Annotated in this window: 12 protein-coding genes and 1 pseudogene; 4 read left to right on the forward strand and 9 right to left on the reverse strand. The window is 61.5% G+C overall.

Annotated features, from left to right (window positions below; all coding sequences use genetic code 11):
* Positions 1 to 47 precede the first annotated feature (47 nt).
* Positions 48 to 533 carry a Fe-S cluster assembly transcriptional regulator IscR gene (iscR, locus tag QAO71_RS08315; protein WP_036989765.1) on the reverse strand — a complete coding sequence of 162 codons (486 nt, stop codon included), beginning with the start codon at positions 531 to 533 and terminating at the stop codon, positions 48 to 50.
* 291 nt (positions 534 to 824) lie between these two features.
* Here iscR and QAO71_RS08320 point away from each other — a divergent pair, with 291 nt between their 5' ends.
* Entirely contained in the window at positions 825 to 2,261 is a 1,437-nt protein-coding gene (locus QAO71_RS08320; protein WP_280165640.1) for an aldehyde dehydrogenase family protein, read from the forward strand.
* A 259-nt stretch (positions 2,262 to 2,520) separates the two neighbouring features.
* On the forward strand, positions 2,521 to 4,560 hold the full coding sequence (locus tag QAO71_RS08325) for an AsmA family protein (protein WP_280165641.1): 2,040 nt from the start codon (positions 2,521 to 2,523) through the stop codon (positions 4,558 to 4,560).
* A gap of 197 nt (positions 4,561 to 4,757) precedes the next feature.
* Here QAO71_RS08325 and QAO71_RS08330 read toward each other — a convergent pair whose 3' ends face one another.
* The 4 genes from QAO71_RS08330 to QAO71_RS08345 all read right to left on the reverse strand — a co-directional run bounded on the left by QAO71_RS08330 (position 4,758) and on the right by QAO71_RS08345 (position 12,204).
* Positions 4,758 to 7,088: a xylulose 5-phosphate 3-epimerase gene (locus tag QAO71_RS08330; protein WP_280165642.1), complete on the reverse strand. Its 2,331-nt coding sequence runs from the start codon at positions 7,086 to 7,088 to the stop codon at positions 4,758 to 4,760.
* A gap of 161 nt (positions 7,089 to 7,249) precedes the next feature.
* Positions 7,250 to 8,380, reverse strand: a complete 1,131-nt coding sequence (locus QAO71_RS08335; protein WP_348273403.1) for an ABC transporter permease — start codon at positions 8,378 to 8,380, stop codon at positions 7,250 to 7,252.
* A 1-nt stretch (position 8,381) separates the two neighbouring features.
* Positions 8,382 to 11,117, reverse strand: coding sequence for a ribosome-associated ATPase/putative transporter RbbA (gene rbbA, locus QAO71_RS08340; RefSeq protein ID WP_280165643.1), 2,736 nt, complete (start codon positions 11,115 to 11,117; stop codon positions 8,382 to 8,384).
* The gene (locus tag QAO71_RS08345; RefSeq protein WP_280165644.1) at positions 11,104 to 12,204 is read right to left on the reverse strand and encodes an efflux RND transporter periplasmic adaptor subunit; all 1,101 of its coding nucleotides are present in this window, start codon (positions 12,202 to 12,204) and stop codon (positions 11,104 to 11,106) included. The genes rbbA and QAO71_RS08345 overlap by 14 nt, the downstream gene beginning before the upstream one ends.
* Before the next feature lie 295 nt (positions 12,205 to 12,499).
* On the opposite strand from QAO71_RS08345, the gene QAO71_RS08350 reads away from it, so the two are divergent.
* The gene (locus QAO71_RS08350; RefSeq protein ID WP_036989760.1) at positions 12,500 to 13,597 is read left to right on the forward strand and encodes an NAD(P)-dependent alcohol dehydrogenase; all 1,098 of its coding nucleotides are present in this window, start codon (positions 12,500 to 12,502) and stop codon (positions 13,595 to 13,597) included.
* 59 nt (positions 13,598 to 13,656) lie between these two features.
* On the opposite strand, the gene arcC is transcribed toward QAO71_RS08350, so the two are convergent.
* Genes arcC through QAO71_RS08370 form a run of 4 tightly spaced genes read right to left on the reverse strand, consistent with a single transcriptional unit; the run spans position 13,657 to position 18,301 of the window.
* Positions 13,657 to 14,571: a carbamate kinase gene (gene arcC, locus QAO71_RS08355; RefSeq protein WP_280165645.1), complete on the reverse strand. Its 915-nt coding sequence runs from the start codon at positions 14,569 to 14,571 to the stop codon at positions 13,657 to 13,659.
* Positions 14,572 to 14,573: 2 nt separating this feature from the next.
* On the reverse strand, positions 14,574 to 15,575 hold the full coding sequence (locus tag QAO71_RS08360; RefSeq protein WP_188635221.1) for an ornithine carbamoyltransferase: 1,002 nt from the start codon (positions 15,573 to 15,575) through the stop codon (positions 14,574 to 14,576).
* 19 nt (positions 15,576 to 15,594) lie between these two features.
* Complete coding sequence (locus tag QAO71_RS08365; protein ID WP_036989757.1) at positions 15,595 to 16,824, reverse strand: arginine deiminase; 1,230 nt, start codon at positions 16,822 to 16,824, stop codon at positions 15,595 to 15,597.
* Between the two features lie 25 nt (positions 16,825 to 16,849).
* Complete coding sequence (locus QAO71_RS08370) at positions 16,850 to 18,301, reverse strand: YfcC family protein (protein WP_348273404.1); 1,452 nt, start codon at positions 18,299 to 18,301, stop codon at positions 16,850 to 16,852.
* 237 nt (positions 18,302 to 18,538) lie between these two features.
* Between QAO71_RS08370 and QAO71_RS08375 the strand changes: the two are divergent.
* Positions 18,539 to 21,351 (forward strand): annotated as a pseudogene (locus QAO71_RS08375) (cation-transporting P-type ATPase).
* Positions 21,352 to 21,386 lie beyond the last annotated feature (35 nt).

The raw sequence follows: 21,386 nt of genomic DNA on the forward strand, positions 1-21,386 counted from the left end.
CAATGCCTCTTCGGGCACTGCTCTCTAGTTCGTACGGCCAGCGGCCGTCAGATGATGCGTTCCAGGTTGATAGCGTCCTGGTTGGCGTTGGCGCAGGCTCCCTTATCCTGCCGGGTGCGTACGCGCTGAATATCTTCACGTGAAACCAGGTCGGCAAGGGTTATATCGCCGAGGAACTGGCGCAGACGCTCGCTCAGGTCCGTCCACAGGTAATGGGTCAGGCAGACGTCCCCATGTTGGCAATCCCCCTTGCCCAGACACCGGGTCGCGTCCATGGAATCGTTCACGGCCTCGACGATCTGTGCCACATTGATGGACGCGGCGCCTCCCGCCAGACGATACCCCCCACCGGGTCCGCGCACGCTCTCTACCAACTTGCTGCGCCGCAGCTTGGCGAAGAGTTGCTCCAGATAGGACACCGACACACCCTGGCGCAGAGAAATATCTGCCAGCGTAATAGGTCCTTGGTCCTCGTGAAGGGCCAGATCCAGCATAGCTGTAACCGCGTAGCGGCCTTTGGTGGTCAGACGCATAGAGCACCCGTGTCAGGTTTGCACATGGGCAGAACTATGCAATATCCCACTGTTTTAGTCAAGTATTACCCCTTCCGGGGACAGAAATGCTGGCACCACGCCTGAGCCACGTTGCTAGACCGGGCGCGGCTGATTTTCCGGGGCATAGTATAGAGTTATTGCCTGAACGCTTGAAGTGAAAGCAGACGCATGTTTTGCTTGGTAAATTCGCTCAAACAGCTGATACAAATGCGAATTACGTGTATTGTTTCGACACTTTAAAGATTATGTCCCAGCAGGAGTCCTGATCAAATGAGCCATGAAAAACAATTCTATATCAACGGCCAATGGGTAGAGCCCAAGGGTGACCGTACGGTTGATGTGATCAACCCCGCCACGGAAGAGGTCGTTGCCACCATCGCTCTGGGTAATGAAGAAGATGTCAACATTGCTGTGGCTGCGGCGCGCAAGGCATTCGACACCTACTCACAGACCAGCCGTGAAGAGCGCATCGCCCTATTGGAGCGCATTCTCGAGATCTATCAGCGTCGCTCCGAGGAATTCGCCCAGGCGATTTCCCTTGAGATGGGCGCACCGGCCAAACTGTCGAAATACGCCCAGGCTCCTTCCGGCACCGGCCATTTTGCTGCCGCACTGAAGGCGCTCAAGGAGTTCGAGTTCGAAGAGCGCATCGGTAACACCCTCGTGGTCAAGGAGCCAGTCGGTGTCTGCGGCCTGATCACTCCCTGGAACTGGCCGATCAACCAGTTGGCCTGCAAGATCGCTCCTGCCCTGGCCACTGGCTGCACCATGGTATTGAAGCCTTCCGAAGTCGCCCCCCTATCCGCCCTGCTGCTGGCCGAAGTGCTGGACGAAGCCGGGGTGCCGGCGGGGGTGTTCAACCTGGTCAATGGTGACGGTCCGACCGTAGGTTCGACCATGTCTGCGCACCCGGATATCGACATGATGTCCTTCACCGGTTCCACCGGTGCTGGTCGCCAGGTCATGAAGAACGGTGCCGAGACCATCAAGCGCGTCGCGCTGGAGTTGGGGGGAAAATCGGCCAACATCCTGCTGGATGATGCCAACTTCGAAAAAACCGTTGCCCATGGCGTCATGTCCTGCATGAACAACAGCGGACAGTCCTGCAATGCGCCTACCCGCCTGCTGGTCCCCAACAGCCGCATGGATGAAGTAGCTGCCATTGCCAAGGCTGTCGCTGCCAAGGTCAAGGCCGGAGCCCCCGATGCACCGGACACCACCATCGGTCCGGTGGTATCCAAGGCCCAGTGGAGCAAGATCCAGGAGCTGATCACCAAGGGAATCGAAGAAGGTGCCAACCTGGTAGTCGGCGGCACCGGTCGTCCTGAGGGTCTGGACAAGGGCTACTACGTACAACCGACCATCTTCAGCCATGTAACCACCGATATGACCATTGCCCGGGAGGAAATCTTCGGGCCGGTACTGTCGATCATTGGTTACGAGAACGAAGAAGACGCCATTCGCATCGCCAACGATACCCGCTACGGTTTGTCCGGTTACGTTTCTTCAGCGGAACTGGATCGCGCCCGCAACGTCGCCCGCCAGATCCGTACCGGCATGGTTCATTTGAACGGCGCCCCGCTGGATAACAACGCCCCCTTCGGTGGTTACAAGGAATCCGGCAACGGCCGCGAGTGGGGCCACTATGGCTTCGAAGACTTCCTCGAAGTGAAATCCATCTTCGGTTATTACGCCGAGAAGAAGTGATTTCCAGGGGGACCTTCCCCCCTTTGAAGGTACCGGTGGGAGCGGGCTCGCCCGCGAAGGGTTGCAGCAGCCCATTCGCGGCCAAGGCCGCTCCCACCGAGCCTGCTCCCGCAAACCCATCCCCCCAATTAGCCGCTTGAAAGCCTGAAGCTGGTGCTTGCCGGCATCGCTATTGGATCGGCGAGCTCGACATTTCCAGGATTTGCTAGTCTGAACCTGAGGCATCGTTATCGGATGCATGATCAAGGGGCGGATTGGTATGGCGCACGTTCGTGGGTTCTTCGTCTGGATGTTGACCGGCCTGATACTGCTGGCGGCGGCGCTGACCTTGTTCCTGGTGCTGTTCGACTGGAACCTGCTCAAACCAACCATTAATGATCGGGTTTCCGAGGCGCTGGATCGACCCTTCGCCATCGAAGGCGACCTGGCAGTGGCCTGGCGCCGAGAGCCGGAAACGAACGGCTGGCGGGCCTGGGTGCCGTGGCCGCACATCGCCGCCGAACACATGGTGCTGGGCAATCCGGAATGGGCCGAAGGCGACACCTTCGTCAGTCTGGAGCGGGTAGAGTTGCGACTGGCGCCCTTGCCGCTATTGCGCAAGATCGTCAGCATCCCCCGCATCGACGTGCAAGCCCCGAATGCCGATCTGCAGCGCCTGGCCGACGGGCGCAACAACTGGACCTTCGATCTGGGCAACGACGAAAGCGATCCATCCGAACCCGCATCCTTGGTCCTGGATATCGGCACCATTGGTTTCGATCAGGGCCAGATAAGGATCGACGATGCGATCAGCAGGCTTCAACTCGATTTGCAGGTCGACCCGCTGGGTGAACCCATCGCCTTCAGTGAAATCATTGGCGAGCAGGAGCAATCAGATGCGGCTGCGCCGCAGGATTATGTCTTCGCCTGGCGCGCCGAGGGTCGCTATCAAGGGCAGGCGGTGCAAGGCGAAGGCAAGATTGGCGGCCTGTTGGCACTGCAGGATGCCACGCTGCCATTCCCACTGCAGGCGGATGTCCGAGCTGGCTCCACCCGCATCCGTCTCGCTGGAACCCTGACCGATCCACTGAATTTTGGCGCCCTGGATCTGAACCTGCAGTTGTCAGGTACCAGCTTGGGCAATCTGTATCCCCTGACCGGCGTCACCCTACCGGACAGTCCACCCTACTCTACCGATGGCCGGCTGCGTGCCGAGCTGCAGGCTCCTGAAGGGGCAACTTACCGCTACCAGGATTTCAACGGGCGCATCGGCGACAGCGATATACACGGCGACCTGACTTACCTGGCCGGAACTCCCCGGCCCAAGCTGTCCGGCGAAGTCGTCTCCCGGCAGTTGTTGTTCACCGACCTGGCGCCGCTGATCGGGGCCGATTCCAACGCAGAGAAAGAAGCGCGGGGCAGCGACGCCCGACAACCTGCGGACAAGGTGCTGCCGGTCGAGGAGTTCCGCACCGAGCGCTGGCGGGCGATGGATGCCGACGTTCGCGTGCGCGGTCAACGTATCGTGCATAGCGAAAAACTGCCCATCACCGACCTGGACGCGCACATCGTGCTGGACGACGGCCGCCTGCGCCTCTCGCCGCTCAAGTTCGGCGTAGCCGGTGGTGCACTCAACGCCGATATCGAGCTCAACGGCACGAGCACCCCATTGCAGGGCCGGGCCAACCTGAAAGCGCGGGGCTTCAAGCTCAAGCAACTGGCACCCAGCTTTGCACCGATGCAGACCAGCCTGGGCGAACTCAATGGCGATGCCGAGCTGCGCGGGAGCGGCAACTCGGTGGCCGCCCTGCTGGGCAGCGCCGATGGGACGGTGCGTATGGTGATCAATGACGGCACGGTGAGCCGCGGCCTGATGGAAATCGCCGGGCTCAACGTGGGCAACTATGTGATGGGCAGGCTGTTCGGTGATGAGGACGTACAGATCAACTGCGCGGTCGCCGACCTCGCCCTCGATAACGGTCTGATGAGTACTCCATTGTTTGTCCTGGATACCGAGAACGCGTTGATTGAGATTGACGGCACAGTGAACTTCGCCAGCGAAGAACTGGATCTGGACATCGCCCCCAGTTCCAAGGGCATGCGCATCATCTCGCTGCGCTCCCCGCTCTACGTACAGGGCACCTTCAGCGAGCCGCGCCCCGGGGTTCACGCCGGGCCGCTGGCGCTGCGTGGGGTGGGCGCGCTGGCGCTGGGTGCACTGGCACCACCGGCGGCCCTGCTGGCATTGATTGCACCCAGCGGCGAACAGGCCAGCCAGTGTGGAGAGCTCCTGCAGCAGATGCGCGCAGGAGGGGATTGAATGATGATAGTGACCCAGTGCCCAGCGTGCTGGGCAACTGACATTTGATCAACCTAACGGATGCACCTGATCCTGCAGCGGCACCGAGACAGACCACCGCTGGCGGAGACGATGCGCGTGCCGCCGTGGGACAACAGGTGTTTGGAGCCGGTAACAGTACTGGCTCCACCCAGACAGGTCAGAGTCAGCATAGTCATTCACCCCCCAAGGTTGGCATAGTCACTCAGGTCCGCCAGCTCCCAGCCGGTCACCGCGGTGGCGGCGCGGATGGCATCGACCCAGGTACAGCGGTTGGCGCGCAGCATGCCCGGTACATCCAGGGTGCCGCCGCGGCTGATATAGCCCAGCGCGCGGGTTTTCGCCGGGCCACTGTCGATGCGACGCAATATGCCGAGCATCGGCTCTGGGCGGGTGTGAGTGAGGATGACCCGCGGCAGGCCCGGCGGGAACAGCCGATTCAGGGTCGCATCATCCACTACGAAGGCGCTTTCCAGCTCGTCCCGCGGGATGCGCAGCCGGCCCGGCTCGATGATCACGGTGACACAAACGGCATGGCCGGCGCGCTCAAGTGCAGCCTGAGCCTTGAGCGCCTCCTCCAGCTGGTAGGCGCCGATGGCAATCAACTGCAGGTCGGCACTGGCCGGATCGCCCAGCACATGGGCCGCGCCCTGCTCGACCAGCGCCTCGGCCTGGGGCCCGTCCAGATACTGCTGCACATCGCGCTTGGAGACCACCACGCAGGCCAGTTGTCCGCGACCGGCATACACCGAGCGCATGGCCGCCACTGTGGTATTGCCGCCCACCGGGAACAGCACGCGCACGGTGTCGGACATCTCTCCCAGCAGCGCTTCCCCCATCGTCGGGTCCTGATGGGACTGCTCGTTCTTCGAGTTCTCCCAGGTATGGGAGGTGACGATAAGGGGTACCGGTAGCCAGGCCGGCTGCTGGCCCAGCTCCTTCTGGCGACGTACAAAGATGGCTTCCTGACGCATCAGGCCGAGCATCTTAACGGCAAAGGCTTCATAACTGACGATGAGGTTGAGCCCGGCCTTGTTGGCCAGCGCTGCGGCCGCCACGGCCTCTTCATTGAGGGCGGTAATGACGGCGCCGTGCAGATCTTCATGAACGCCCGGTTCCGGCTCGTTGACCCGGTGCTTGAGCAGAGCCAGGGTCTCGCCCATCTTGTTACTGGCCAGCTCGTCCGGGTTGCCGACGCGCACGCGCAACGCGGGGTTGGCCTTGACCAGCTCGACGAACCAGTTATCCAGTGCACTCATGGCGCTGTTTTCATTCCCCACGGGCTGCCACTTCGGCTCTGGCAGACTGGGAGCGGACGGCTGGCGATGCACCAGCGGGTTCTGGCTTTCCAGCGACCTGCCCTGCTGCTGATGATTGGCCAGCGTAGCCAGTGACTGCTCCAGCTCGACACGGGGCACATACAGCGCCTGGGCGCTGGTATTGAACAGCTCCCGGGCAATCACATCCTTGAAGGGATTGGTCACCAGCGGCAGGTTATGTGCAGCGTTGGTCCGCGCCGGGAAACCGAAACCCTTCTCGGTCTCGGCGATGATGTAGGGCAAGGCCGCCGGATAACGACGCTGTGGGTCATCGGCAAAGGTCTGCAGCTTGTCTTCGGCCATGATGATGGCCCAGGCAAAGGCGGCGGGATCGCGACCGTCGATGATCACCGGGTCGAAGCCATTGTGCCGCTGATCTTCGGCCAGCCATTGGGCGCCGCCTTCCTGCACTATCTGGGTGCGCTGCTCGATGCGCCGACCGTTGAGGATCATCACCGGAATCGCCATCCCGCTGTCCTCGGCACGCCACCAGCGCGGCGCCCAGTCCGAGCCACGCTGCTCCTCGAAGGCGCCATCACTTAAAAAGGCCACCAGACTCTCACCGGGCAGAGGCATATGGATGTACTGCAGTTCGGCAAAACCGAGATAACCGCCCTCGGAGATGGCACCAGCGGTGTTCGGCCCGGCATGACTGCCCAGCGGTGCAGCGGGCAGACCGCTGTCATCGGTTTCGTAGGAGTAGAAGTCCTGACACAACTGCGCCAGCCCTGCCGCGCTGCGGTCGTAGCGACCCTGCTGAGCGGGTGACACATCCCCGGTCAGCGCATTGATTGCCTCGATAGCCGCCACACAGTGGCCCTGCCCCATCAGCCAGGCCCGGGTTCTGCCGGTCAGTGCGTTGGCCAGCAGGTAGCCGACAAAGGCCGGAACCATGTTCAGTGCACCGCCGGTATGCCCTTCGGGAGTGGGCTTGAAGTCCTCGGATGCCAGCGGTTTGCCGTCCAGGTCGATGCGCTGGGCATAGGTCATGTGGGCGACCACATTCATGCCGGCGCAGGTCAGCCGGTCGGCGGCAGCGAGCATGGCATAGAATCTGTCCTCATCAACCACCCGCCCGCTTTCCAGCAGTTGCGTGGCCAGCGCGGTGATACGCTGCTGGGTCTGCTGGCCATGGTGGATGGGGCCACGACCGGCCAGCCACAGGCTGCGGGAGTCGGTGTTATTGCTCATGCATGGTGCTCCTTTTATCGTTATTCGGTCTGCCCACTTGCAGAGGTTGGCGAGTTGTTCGCCACCTCGTCATTCTCGACGCATGCCTGGAATCCACTGACTCCGAGTGCGGCCCGAACCCTGGATCCCCGGCGTGTGCCGAGGATGACGTTATCAAACACTCATGCCATGCGGTGGATGGTGTTTCTGAAGCGCAGCAAGGAAGCGCCGAACAGCGCACTGCCTATCACCATCAGCGCCAGAAAGTTGGGCCATACGGTTTCCAGCCCGGCGCCCCGATAGAGGATCGCCTGGCCGAGTTCGACGAAGTGGGTGGTGGGGGCTGCCAGCATGATGTTCTGCACCAGCTCGGGCATGCTTTCACGCGGTGTGCTGCCGCCGGAGAGCATCTGCAACGGCATGATGGTGAGCATCATCAGCATGCCGAACTGGGGCATGTTGCGGGCAAGGGTAGCGAGGAAGATGCCCATCGAGGTGGTGGCAAACAGGCAAAGCAGCACACCCAGAAAAAACAGCGGCAGGGAGCCCTCTATGGGCACGCCGAGCAAGCCGCGCACCACCAGGTTGAGTGAGATGGCCCCCGCCACCAACACCACCAGCCCGGTGGACCAGATCTTGGCCAGCATGATTTCCCCAGGGGTCACCGGCATCACCAGCAGATGCTCGATGGTGCCGTGTTCCCGTTCGCGGATCAGCGCCGCCCCGGCCAACACGATGGATAGCATGGTGATGTAGTTGATCACCTGCATCAGGCTGCCGAACCAGGCCCGTTCCAGCGCCGGGTTGAAGCGCGCACGCAACACCAGCTCGACCGGAGCCTGGGCCAGGCCCTGGTGACGCTGGACGAAGGTGTTGATCTCGCCCATGACGATCTGCTGCACCGCTCCGCTGCCGGTGAACGCCTGGCTCATGCGGGTGGCGTCCACGTTCAGTTGCAGATCCGGGCTGCGCCCGGCCAGCACATCGCGCTGAAAACCCTGGGGTATGTACAGGGCAAAGGTATGCTGGCCCGAGTCCATGCCGGAGTCCATCTGCCCCATGCTGATCATCTGCGGCGTGGTGAAATTCGGCGGATAGAAGGCCGATGTGATCTGCCGGGACAGTGCCGAGTCGTCCTCGTCAACGATGGCGATGGGCGCGTGATTGAGGGTTTCCGGCATGGCGTTCGCGCCGGAAAACACGCCGACGGTGAAGACGTAGGCGATCAGCACCAGCATCATCGGGTCGCGCCCCAGACTCCAGAGTTCCTTGATCCCGAGCCGGTAGACATTGGCCAGACTGCGCAATTTCATGTCAGCGCTCCTGTTTCTTCAGCATCAGCACGGCCAGCCCCATGATCACCGGAACCGACGCCAGCATGGCCCAGTAGGCCCCCGACAGCTCTCCCAGCCCCAGCGCCTTGTTGAACACGCCGCGACTGATGTTGACCATGTAGGTGGCCGGGTACAGCTCACCGATCACCCGACCGAAGCCCTCCAGCGATGAGACGGGATCAATCAGTCCGGAGAAGGTGGTGGCCGGTACCATGGTGCCGATCATGGCAAAGAACATCGCAGCGATCTGACTGCGGGTGACCGATGAGGCCAGCAGTCCCATGCCGGTGGAGGCAAAGCTGAAGATCAGCGCGGCGAGGGTCAGGGCGAAGAAGCTGCCGGTGACCGGCACCCCGAATACCGTGACCGCCAGCAACATCATCAACAGGTAGTTGAGCATCGACAGCGCGACATAGGGCAGCTGCTTGCCGAGCAGGAACTCGCTGCGGGTCACCGGGGTGACATGGAAGTTGGTGATCGAGCCGGTTTCCTTCTCCCGCACCACCGCCAGCGCGGTGAGCATGGCCGGGATCATCAGCAGCAACAAGGGAATGATCGCCGGAACCATGGCCGGCAGGCTGCGCACGTCGGGGTTGTAGCGAAAGCGCGTCTGGATCTCCGCCGTCACCGGCAGTCTGCCCAGCCGCTGACTGATCTGTTCGCTGACCCAGTGCTGGTGCATACCCTGCACATAACCCTGCAGGGTCTCGGCCCGTTGTGGCATGGCCCCGTCGACCCAGGCACCGATCTGCGCCTGACGTCCGGCCAGCAGATCCCGGGTAAAGCCGGACGGGATTTCGATGGCCAGCGAGACCTCGCCGCTGCGCATGCGCCTGTCCAGTTCGTCGTAATCGCTGATTGGCGGTTGCTCGATGAAGTAGCGCGAGCCGGACAGCTGCAGCGCGTAGTCGCGACTCAGGGTGGTCTGGTCCCGGTCGAGCACGGCGTAACGCAGGTCCTCCACATCCATGCTGATGCCGAAGCCGATGACGAACATCAGCACGAGGGAGCCGGCCAGCGCCAGGGTGGCGCGGATCGGGTCGCGCTGCAGCTCCAGCACTTCGCGCCACAGATAGCTGAACATGCGCTGCATGCTGAATGCCTTGCGCCGGGGCGGCGCGGCCTGTGCCTGCTGCGACAGCCCGGCACCGGACTCGGCCTGGGGCGCGTCCTGGGTACCGGCGCCCGCCTCGAGCAGATAGCCGATGAAGGCCTCTTCGAGATTGGCCGCGCCGCGCTTTTCCACCAGTCTGGCGGGCACGTCGCTATCCAGCACCTCGCCCGCATGCATCATCGACATGCGGTCACAGCGTTCGGCCTCGTTCATGAAGTGGGTAGACAGGAAGATGGTGACGCGATCCTTGCGCGACAGCTCCACCAGCAGTCGCCAGAAGGCATCCCGGGCCACCGGGTCGACGCCGGAGGTGGGCTCATCAAGGATCAGCAGTTCCGGCTTGTGCACCATGGCCACCGCCAGCGACAGGCGCTGGCGCATGCCCAGCGGCATATCCGGCGGCAGGCTGTCGGCGGCATCAGCCAGATCGAAGCGCTGGATCATTTCCTTCACCCGCCCGGGGATTTCGTCCTCTGGCACGGCAAAGAGTCGGGCATGCAGTACCAGGTTCTGCTGGACGGTCAGCTCGCTGTACAAGGAGAAAGCCTGGGTCATGTAACCGACCCGACGGCGGGTCTCGATATCCTTCGGGCTGACCTCCTGGCCGAACAGCCAGGCCTGGCCTTCACTGGCCGGCAGCAGGCCGGTGAGCATCTTCATGGTGGTGGTCTTGCCGCAGCCGTTGGAGCCGAGGAAGCCGAAGATCTCGCCTCGGCGGATGCGGAAACTGACATCCTTCACGGCGACAAAGTCGCCGAAGCGCAGCACCAGATTCTTCGCTTCGATGGCGATGTCGTTCTCGTCGACATCCAGCGGCGGGATGGTCACCGGCGCGTGACCACGCTTGCGCTCCTCGGGCAGCAACGCCACGAAGGCGTCCTCCAGCGACGCAGTGGCGGTCTGCTCCATGAGTTCGGCCGGGGTGCCGGTGGCCAGTACCTGGCCGGCGTCCATCGCCACCAGCCAGTCAAAGCCCTGGGCTTCGTCCATATAGGCTGTGGCGACCACCACGCTCATGCCGGGGCGCTGCTGGCGAATGCTGTCAATCAGCTCCCAGAACTGAGCCCGCGCCAGCGGGTCGACCCCGGTGGTCGGCTCGTCAAGGATCAACAGGTCCGGGTCGTGGATCAGCGAGCAGCACAGCCCGAGTTTCTGCTTCATGCCACCGGACAGCTTGCCGGCCGGCCGGGACAGAAAGCTGTGCAGCCCGGTAGCCCGGGTCAGCTCATCGATACGCCGACGCCGCTCCGCCGCATCGTGGCCAAACAGGCGGGCGAAGAATTGCAGATTCTCTTCCACCGACAGCGTCGGGTACAGGTTGCGGCCCAGTCCCTGGGGCATATAGGCAATACGCGGGCAGACCAGGTTGCGATGCTCGCGCTCGGCCATGTCGCCGCCAAGCACCTGCAGCTGACCCGCCTGCAGGCGGCGCGAGCCGGACAGCAGCGCCAGCAGACTCGACTTGCCGACACCATCCGGCCCGATCAGGCCGACCATGCAGCCAGCGGGCAACTCCAGATCGATCTGCTCCAGCGCGCGGGTCTTGCCATAGTTGAGGCTGATGCCCTGCAAGCGGGCGACGGGATCCTTATTCACTGTCATGCACGGACATCAGGTCGGGATGCACCGCCATGGATTCGGGCCACTCGGCGTCCGGATCCAGCTTGAGCCAGGCCACACCCGGTACGCCGGTCTTGACCTGGTCCAGATAGCGCTGCAGCAGCGCCGGTGGCAGCTGCGCGCGCACGCGGAACATGAGTTTTTCCCGCTCGCTGGCGGTCTCTACAGTCTTGGGTGTGAACTGGGCCTGGCTGGCGATAAAGGATACCCGCGCCGGCACCACGTAATCCGGCGCTGCATCCAGTATCAGGCGGACCTCGCTGCCCAGGCCTACACGCCCTGCGGCTGCTTCCGGCACGAAGAAGGTCATGTACACATCCGACAGGTCCAGCAGGTTGAGCACCCGGCCGCCGGCACCCAGCACCTCGCCCGGCTGCGCCACACGCACCTGCACACGCCCGTCCCGAGGGGCCTTGAGCTCGCTGTCAGCCAGGTCGGCATTGATACGGTTTATGCTGGCCTGTACCGCGCCGACCCGGGACTCTGCACCGGTCTGCTGGGCCTTCGCCGCTTCCACGGCAGCCCGGGCGGCCAACACCTGGGCCTTGGCTGCTGCCACCCCGGCCTCTGCGCTGCGCGCGCGGGCGCGGTCATCATCCCGCTCCTGACGGGACACTGCACCGTCGACGGAGAGCTTTTCGGTGCGCTGCATGCGCCGCTGGGCGGAGTACAACTCGGCCTCGCGCTGCAGTACCACGGCTTCCATCGCCGCCACATCGCTTTCGCGCAGGGCAATCTGCGCCCGGGCAGCGGCTACGGCAAACTCCGCCTCGCGGTAGCCGGCCAACGCTTCCTCATGCTGCGCGGTAAGTGTATCTACCTGCATGCGCGCCAGCACCTGGCCTCTGGAAACGAAATCCCCTTCGCTTACCAGTACCTCCTCGACCCGCCCCGGCAGCTTGGTGGCGACATCAATCTCCGTGGCCTCGATGCGGCCGTTGCCAACGACAAAGCCCTCACCGGGCCCCTGATTCGCATGCTCGGACCAACCGTACCAGCCCAGCAGCACGAGGATGCCAATGACCGCAGGAATCAACACGCGCTTATTGGATAGAACGGAAGAGGCCATATGCAGTGTCCTTGTAACGAGATGGGTGATTACTACTGCCAGTCTAAGCCAAGCGGCATGACCCGGGGATGAGCCAGGTCAAACAATGGGGTTTAATTGGGTCAGTGCCGTGTTGTAGGCAAAGCCCAGAGCAGGTTCTGTCGAATGTTGCTTATGGTGGCCCTGGACAGGGCGATGGCGTTCGATAGCCGGTTACTTGATCTGCGTCAGGCTGGCTGATAGCAGCTGAGCTAGGCTGGGGTGGTTTCCTGTTCAACACGCAGAGCTGATTCCATCGATTATCAGGAGAACCCCCGTGACCAAGATGATGAAAGCGGCGATATTTATCGAGCCTGGACGTATCGAGCTGACCGATAAGCCCATCCCCGATGTAGGTCCCAATGACGCACTGGTGCGTATTACCACCACCACTATTTGCGGTACCGACATCCACATTCTCAAAGGTGAGTACCCTGTCGCCAGAGGCCTGACTGTCGGTCACGAGCCGGTGGGTGTGATCGAGAAGCTGGGTAGCGCGGTGCAAGGCTATCAGGAAGGCCAGCGCGTTATTGCTGGAGCAATCTGTCCCAATTTCAACTCCTATGCCGCCCAGGATGGCGTCGCTTCGCAGGATGGGAGCTATCTGACCGCCGATGGCCGTTGCGGCTGCCATGGTTACAAGGCCACCGCAGGCTGGCGGTTTGGCAACCTGATCGATGGTACCCAAGCGGAATACGTGCTGGTGCCGGACGCGCAGGCAAACCTGGCACCGATCCCTGACGGGCTGACCGACGAGCAGGTGCTGATGTGCCCGGACATCATGTCAACCGGTTTCAAGGGGGCTGAGAACGCCAATATCCGCATCGGGGACACCGTGGTCATCTTCGCCCAGGGCCCGATCGGACTGTGCGCTACCGCGGGAGCGCGGTTACTCGGTGCCACCACCATCATCGCCGTGGACGGCAATGAGCACCGTCTGGGCATTGCCCGGCAGATGGGCGCGGATATCACGCTCAACTTCAACAACTGCGACGTGGTTGACGAGGTAATGAAGATTACCGGCGGTCGTGGGGCTGACTCGTCCATCGAGGCGTTGGGTACCCAATTGACCTTCAGCCAATCGCTGCAGGTGCTCAAACCCGGCGGTACTCTGTCCAGTCTGGGCGTGTATTCCGAAGACCTGAGCATTCCGCTCGGCGCCTTTGCTGCGGGCCTGGGGGATCACCGGATCAACACCGCGCTATGCCCCGGCGGCAAGGAGCGCATGCGCCGCCTGATGAACGTGGTTGCTTCCAGCCGCTTGGATCTGGGTGTGCTGGTTACCCACGAGTATGGGCTGGACAGGATTGTCGAAGCCTACGACCTGTTTGCCAATCAACGGGACGGCGTACTGAAAATCGCTATCAGACCCTGATCAGCGGTGAAGTGGCCGGCATGGAAAGAGCCGGCTGCTTCATGGCGTCGCTACCCGGCTTACTCAGGCTTACGCCATACTCGGGTTCCAGCTGTCCCCTGCAGAATACCCAGAGCATCTTCCAGCCGCCCAATTCCACTGATTGCCCCATGTTCTGCAAAGTCAGCGGCTGCGGTGAGTTTCGGCCCCATTGAGCCGGCTGGTAAGTCCAGCGCCCGGGCCTGCTCTATCGTCAGTGAGGTAATTGCCTCCGCGCTGTCTGTACCGAAGTCCCGGTAAATTGCATCAACGTCGGTCAGTAGCAACAGCACATCAGCCTTGAGCTGCTGCGCCAGCAGGGCACTGGCAGCGTCCTTGTCAATAACAGCCTCGATGCCCAGCGTACTGCCATCATCGCGACGGACGATGGGAATACCACCACCGCCGGCGCAGATCACCACTACACCCTGCTCCAATAGCAGCTGGATTACCCGTATATCGGGGATCTCCAGGGGCCTGGGGGAAGGCACAACCCGGCGCCATTTCTCGCCATCCTGGGCGATGTGCCAGCCAAGGGCGCTGGCCCGCGATTCGGCTTCGGCCCGCTGGTATACCGGGCCAATGAACTTGGTTGGATGATCGAACGCCGGATCGTGCTGATCAACCACCACTTGCGTCAGCAGGGTCGCCACTGCGCGCTCATGATTCAGTGCATTCTCCAGCTCCTGCTCGATCACGTAACCGATCATCCCTTCGGTTTCCGCACCCAGCATATCCAGAGGATAGGGTTCGTCAGGCTTGTAGGCAGCCGTTCGTAACGCCAGCAACCCCACCTGAGGGCCATTACCATGAGTAATCACCAGATCATGACCGGCGCGGATGATGGCTGCCAGGCCCTCGGCGGCTATCCGTACATTGGTTCGCTGGGTACGGGCGGTCAACGGCTCGCCGCGCTTCAACAGGGCGTTACCGCCCAGGGCTGCAACTACCAGCATGATCAACCTCCTAGGGTAGCGACCAGCACGGCCTTGATGGTATGCATTCGATTTTCCGCCTGATCGAACACGATCGAGGCGGGGCTTTCGAATACCTCATCGGTAACCTCCATGGCAGCGATGCCGAACTTCTGCTCGATCTCCTTGCCAATAACCGTCTCGGTATTGTGGAATGCCGGCAGACAGTGCATGAAGCGTACGTAAGGATTGCCCGTTCTGGCCATGAGTGCGGCGTTGACCTGATACGGCAGCAGCAGCTTGATCCGCTCGGCCCATTTTTCCTCTGGCTCGCCCATGGACACCCAGACGTCGGTATAAACGAAATCCACCCCCGCTACCGCGCTGTCAATGTCGTCGGTAATCATGATTCGCGCGCCGGTGGTGCTGGCAATCTGCTCGGCCTGTTGGCGGATATCGGCAGACGGCCAGCAACTCTGTGGCGCACACAAACGCACATCCATGCCCATCTTGGCGCCGCCGATCAGCAGGCTGTCGCCCATGTTGTTGGCCGCATCGCCAATGAACACATAGGCGATGTCCCGCAGTGGCTTTTCCGCATGCTCCTGCATGGTCAGGAAGTCGGCAAGCACCTGGGTGGGATGAAATTCATCGGTCAACCCGTTGTACACCGGTACCCCGGCATACCGGGCCAGTTCTTCGACCACGGACTGTCCGTAGCCGCGGTATTCTATGGCGTCGTACACACGACCGAGCACGCGGGCGGTATCCTTGACCGACTCCTTGTGCCCGATGTGGCTGCCGCTCGGCCCAAGGTAGGTGACATGCGCCCCCTGATCAAAGGCCGCCACCTCGAATCCCACGCGGGTCCGGGTGGAATCCTTCTCGAAGATCAGGGCAATCTCCTTGCCGCGCAACTGCGGTACTTCGGTACCCGCATATTTGGCCGCCTTGAGGTCGGCTGCCAGCTTCAGCAGGAAGGCGATTTCACGGGGAGTAAAGTCCCTCAAGGTGAGAAAGTGCCTGTTGTTCAGATTGAAAGCCATGGTTCGATACCCTTGTCGGTCAGAGAGCGTCACGTATGGTTGGGCAACTCATGCAGCGACCACCGCCGCGGCCACGGCCCAGCTCCGCGCCAGGCACCTGCAGCACCTCGATTCCGGCCGCCGCCAGTGCAGCATTGGTGTCGTCATTGCGGTCATAGCCGACGACTACGCCGGGGCTAAGCGCCAATACGTTGTTGCCATCATTCCATTGCTCGCGCTCGCGCTCTGCAGGCGTGTCCCCACCGGTCGGCACCACGACCAGAGATTCATACCCGAGCAGATCCGCCACCACATCGAACATCGGACGCGGGTCCTGGGTGAACGAGAGATGCTTGCCGCCCTGGCCGGGACGAATGTCGTAACACACCATCTGGTCGGACACGTCCTTGAAGGCGGTGACCACATTGCCGCCACAGAACGTGAACACCGTATCCAGGTGCATCGCCGCACGGCTGCTGGGGATCTGGCAGGCCACCACACGATTGACCGTGCCGCGCTCGAACAGCGCATTGGCCAACTGCCCGATAGCCTGGGGTGATGTCCGCTCGCCCATGCCGATCAGCACGGCGCCGTTACCGACCGGCATGATGTCGCCGCCCTCCAGCGTGGCCAGCGCATGATCCTTGAGCGGGTCGCCCCATATTTCCTCGACCTTGCCGGAAAATTTGGGATGAAAGCGGTAGACTGCCGTCATCAGCAGGGTTTCCGGCTTGCGCGCAGCCCAGTACATAGGGTTCAGGGTAACGCCGCCATAAATCCACGCGCTGTTGTCGCGGGTGAACAGGAAGTTCGGCAAGGGTGGGAGAATAAAGCCGAAGGGGCCCAGGTGGTTACCGAACAGGCCACTCGGATTGAATGGCAGGTCATTTACCTGCAAGCCTCCGATGAGAAATTCTGCCAGCTGTGTGCCCGGCAACGCATCCATCCACGCACGCAGCTCGGACACCATACCCACACCAACATGATTCCAGCTGATCCGGTGATCCAGAATCCAGGCCCGTGCCTCGGTGATATCCAGGGTTTCAGCCAGCAGCTCATTGACGTCGAGCACCTCTACTGCGCGAGCGCGCATCAGCTCGACGAACACATCGTGATCCTTCTGCGCCTGCTTGACCCAGAATACGTCGTCGAACAAGAGTGCATCGCAGTTGCTGGGCGTCAGTCGGCGGTGGGCCAGCCCCGGCCTGCAAACAATAACCTGCCGAAGCACGCCGGTTTCAGAATGAACGCCCAGGGTATAGTCAGTCATGCGAAAATCCTCGTCAGTTGACGGATTACAGGAAGGTACCGATGCTGATCACCAGCGTGATAAACAGGGTAAGCGCCAGCAGCAACGGCCAGATGAAGACCAGCCAGCGGTCATAGGAAACACGCGCGATAGCCAGGCCACCAATCACCACCGCAAAGGTCGGGTTGATGAGGTTGACCAGTCCGTTGGCTGATTGAAAGGCGGTAACTACCAGATCCCGGTTTACGTTGGCGAAGTCCGCCAGCGGCGCAAGGATGGGCATCGACAGTACGGCAAGCCCGGAGGAAGACGGCACGAAGAAGCTCATGCCTACCTCAATCCAGAACATCAGGTTAATAAAGGCAAGTTCCGATAACCCGCCCAGACTGTTTTCAGCGCTGTGCAATATGGTGTCGGCGATCATGCCTTGTTCCATGATCACCACAATCCCGCGAGCCAGGCCGACCACCAGCGCGACGCCAAGCAGATCCCGGGCCCCACCGACAAAGCTGCCAGTCAGCCGCTTTTCCCCCAGACGTCCAACCAGTCCAATGACAATGGCTGCACCAAGGAACAGCGCCCCCATATTGGCCATCCACCAATCCTGGGATGATACGCCCCAGATCATGACCACAAAGGTAAGCGCAAAGATGATCAGAACAATCTTCTGGGTAACGCTAAGCGCCACTGCGGCCTTGTCATCCTGTCTGCTGAGAAAAACCTGACGGTGTGCATCAAGTTGCCTGGCTACCACCGAGCGTGACGGATCGGCCTTGACCCGTGCGGCATAACGCATGACATAGGCAATGCAGATAACCAGTCCGCCGATCAACAACACCATGCGCAGCAGCAGGCCATCGGTAAAAGGAATGTTCGCTGCGTTGGACGCAATCACAGTAGCGAAGGGGTTGATGGTGGAGCCCAACACGCCTATGCCTGAACCGATCAGAATGATTGCCACGCCGGTTACTGCGTCATAACCGGCGGCGATGATGATCGGAATGAGAATGATATAAAACGCGAGGGTTTCTTCCGCCATACCATAGGTTGTGCCACCGATAGCGAATAACACCATGAGGATCGGGATCATCCAGATCTCTCGGCCTTCAAGCCGCTGCATGACGCTCCGAATACCGGTATCAATCGCACCCGTGGCATTCACCACCCCGAGGAAACCACCGAGAAACAGCACAAACAGCGCTACATCAATCGCATTGGCGGCATAACTGTCGGGGTCATAGAAACCGGCGGTAGGTGCCAGCATGACATCCACAAAACCTTGCGGATTGGGTTCGACAATCTGGTACGTGCCGGGTACGGCCACCTCGCGGTCGATTTCTTCACTCATCACACGCTCATACTGCCCAGCGGGGATGATCCACGTAAGTGCAGCAATCAGAGCAATCAGAAGGAACAGAACCGTATAAGCGGTCGGGAATCGGCTTGCCAGAACCTCGTCCGGATTCTGTTCTTGTGTATTTTCTTCAAGCATTGTCATTTCTCCTGCCCATGGGCTTTACCGAAGACCGCCTGCGACTGCAAAGCCGTGGAAAATATCGGTCAGCCAGAAGCTGGCGCTGGACACCTACAGCCGGAGCATAGGCCGCGCTTACATTAAAAGAGATGACATGAATCAATAAAAACCAATGTACTTATAGCCTTCGGCCGAAGGCTATGCGACAAATTGAAGGAGGCTGAGCATCTCTCCAGCCATGACATAAAAGGTCCGATCTCTATGACTCATCAGGGGAACAAGGGTGCCGCACAGGCAGCCCGGAAACAGGATTGGCACACGGTAAACCATGAAGATCTGGAGCACCGGTTAAACACTGGCTCCGCCGGACTGTCGGAAGCTGAAGCTGCGCGGCGGCTTACTGAACACGGATTCAACCGCCTCGCGCCACCCAGGCATCAAGGACCGCTGCTGCGCTTTGTGCTGCAGTTTCACAACATTCTGCTGTACGTGATGCTCGGCGCTGCGCTGATCACGGCGCTGCTTGGCCACTGGATCGACACCGCAGTATTGTTTGGAGCGGTGCTGATCAATGCTGTCATCGGTTTCATCCAGGAGGGCAAGGCCGAGGCCGCTCTCGACTCCATTCGTTCCCTTTTGTCTGCCCACGCAACCGTACTGCGTGACGGCGTACGCCGCGAAATCGATGCCGCTGAACTGGTGCCCGGTGATGTGGTACTGCTGGCTTCGGGTGACCGCGTCCCGGCCGATCTGCGGCTGATCGAGGTCAAGGACCTCAAGGTGGAGGAGGCAACGCTCACCGGTGAGTCCATGCCGGCGAGCAAGTCCACCGATGCGGTGGACATGGATGCGTCGCTCGGTGACCGTCATGGTATGGCCTACTCCGGCACCCTCGTCGTCTACGGCCAGGCTCGTGGCATTGTTGTGGCCACCGCCGGCGCCACCGAGCTGGGCCGAATCAATCAGATGCTGACCAGCATCCGCAACCTGTCGACGCCTCTGCTACGTCAGGTTGACCGCTTTGGCCGCGTGCTGGCATTGGTCATCCTGGGGTTCTGTGCGCTTACCTTCCTGCTCGGCACTGGGCTGCGCGGCCTTCCCGCATCGGATATGTTCATGATGGTAGTGGCGCTGGCAGCCTCCGCCATTCCCGAAGGGCTACCAGCAATCATGACCGTAACCCTGGCCCTTGGCGTGCAGCGTATGGCGCGGCGCAATGCGATTATCCGCCGCCTGCCGGCGGTCGAGACGCTGGGTTCGGTCACTGTCATCTGCTCCGACAAGACCGGTACGCTGACCCGTAACGAGATGACGGTGCAGCGGGTGGTGTGTGCGGACCAGATATTCGATGTGGACGGCGTCGGTTACGCCCCGCGGGGAGATGTCAGCATTGCCGGAAAGGTTGTTGACCCGGCGCAGTACCCGGCACTCCACCTCGCGGTGCGAGCCGGTGGGGAGATGTCAGCATTGCCGGAAAGGTTGTTGACCCGGCGCAGTACCCGGCACTCCACCTCGCGGTGCGAGCCGGTGTGCTATGCAATGACGGGCGTTTGCGACAGACCGGCGACCAGTGGCATATCGAAGGTGATCCCACCGAAGGCGCGCTGCTGGCACTGGGCGGCAAGTTGGGGCTCACCCAGGATGAAAGCAGCGCTGCCTGGCCGCGTCAGGATTCAATCCCCTTCGAGTCGGAACACCGGTTCATGGCCACCCTGCATCAGGACACCGAAGCCCAGCCGTGGATCTTCGTCAAGGGCGCGCCGGAGCGGATTCTGGATATGTGCTCGCAGCAAACAAGCCGCGACGGTGATCAACCACTGGATGCCGATTACTGGCGGCGTATGGCAACCGATATTGCGGCCCAGGGCCTGCGCCTGCTGGCCTTTGCCTGCAAACGGGAGGCGCCGGGCGGCATGGGTCTGGCTCTTGCCGACGTGGAGAGCGGCTACAGCATGCTGGCACTGGTCGGCATTATCGATCCGCCGCGGGAGGAGGCAATTCACGCCGTCGCCGACTGTCGCCGCGCCGGCATTCAGGTGAAGATGATCACCGGTGATCATGCCGAGACAGCCAGGGCCATCGGCGCCCTGCTGGGTATCGGCGTAGGCAAGCCTGCGATCACCGGGGCCGAGTTGGCGTTGATGGATGACGCCGCCCTGCGCCGGGTAGTGATGGAGGTGGACATCTTTGCCCGTGCCAGCCCCGAGCAGAAGCTACGTCTGGTGCGGGCATTGCAGGATGATGGCCAGGTCGTCGCCATGACCGGGGATGGCGTCAACGATGCGCCCGCGCTGAAACGCGCGGATGTTGGCGTGGCCATGGGACTGAAAGGCACCGAGGTGGCCAAGGAGGCATCGGATATGGTCCTGGCCGATGACAACTTTGCCACCATTGCCAGCGCCGTGCGCGAGGGTCGTGCAGTCTACGATAACCTGAAGAAATTCATCCTGTTCATGCTGCCAACCAACGGGGGTGAATCCCTCATCGTGCTAACAGCGATCCTGTTCGGTCTGATCCTGCCGCTTACCCCGGCGCAACTCCTGTGGATCAATATGGTGACCGCAGGGGCACTGGGTCTGGCACTGGCCTTCGAGCCGGCGGAGCGAGGCATAATGCAACGGCGGCCGCGACCGCCGGGCGAAGCGCTGTTATCCGGATTTTTCGTCTGGCGGGTATGCCTGATCTCGGTACTGATGGCGACGGGCGCACTGGGCCTGTTTCTCTGGGAACTGGAGCACGGCGCCAGCCTGGAAACCGCCCGCACCATGGCGGTCAATGCGGTCGTGGCTGCGGAGATGTTCTATCTGATCAACAGCCGCTATATCCTGGCCTCAGTGCTCAATCGCGAAGGGCTACTGGGTAATCGTTATGTGCTGCTGGCCATTGCCGCCTGCGCATCCCTGCAACTGATCTATACCTATCTGCCGGTAATGCAAGGTATCTTCGGCTCGGTCGGCCTGGCGCCGGGACAGTGGCTCAAGGTGCTCGGCGCAGGTCTATTGGTATTTGTTGGTGCGGAACTGGAGAAACGCCTGATCCGCAACACGTGCTTTGCGCCTGCGGCGCTTCGTTAATTCTCTTATACACGTGTGCCATTGGTGTAGGAGTG

This window comes from Halopseudomonas sp. SMJS2 (genome assembly GCF_029866945.1).
GTDB classification, from domain to species: Bacteria; Pseudomonadota; Gammaproteobacteria; order Pseudomonadales; family Pseudomonadaceae; genus Halopseudomonas; species Halopseudomonas bauzanensis.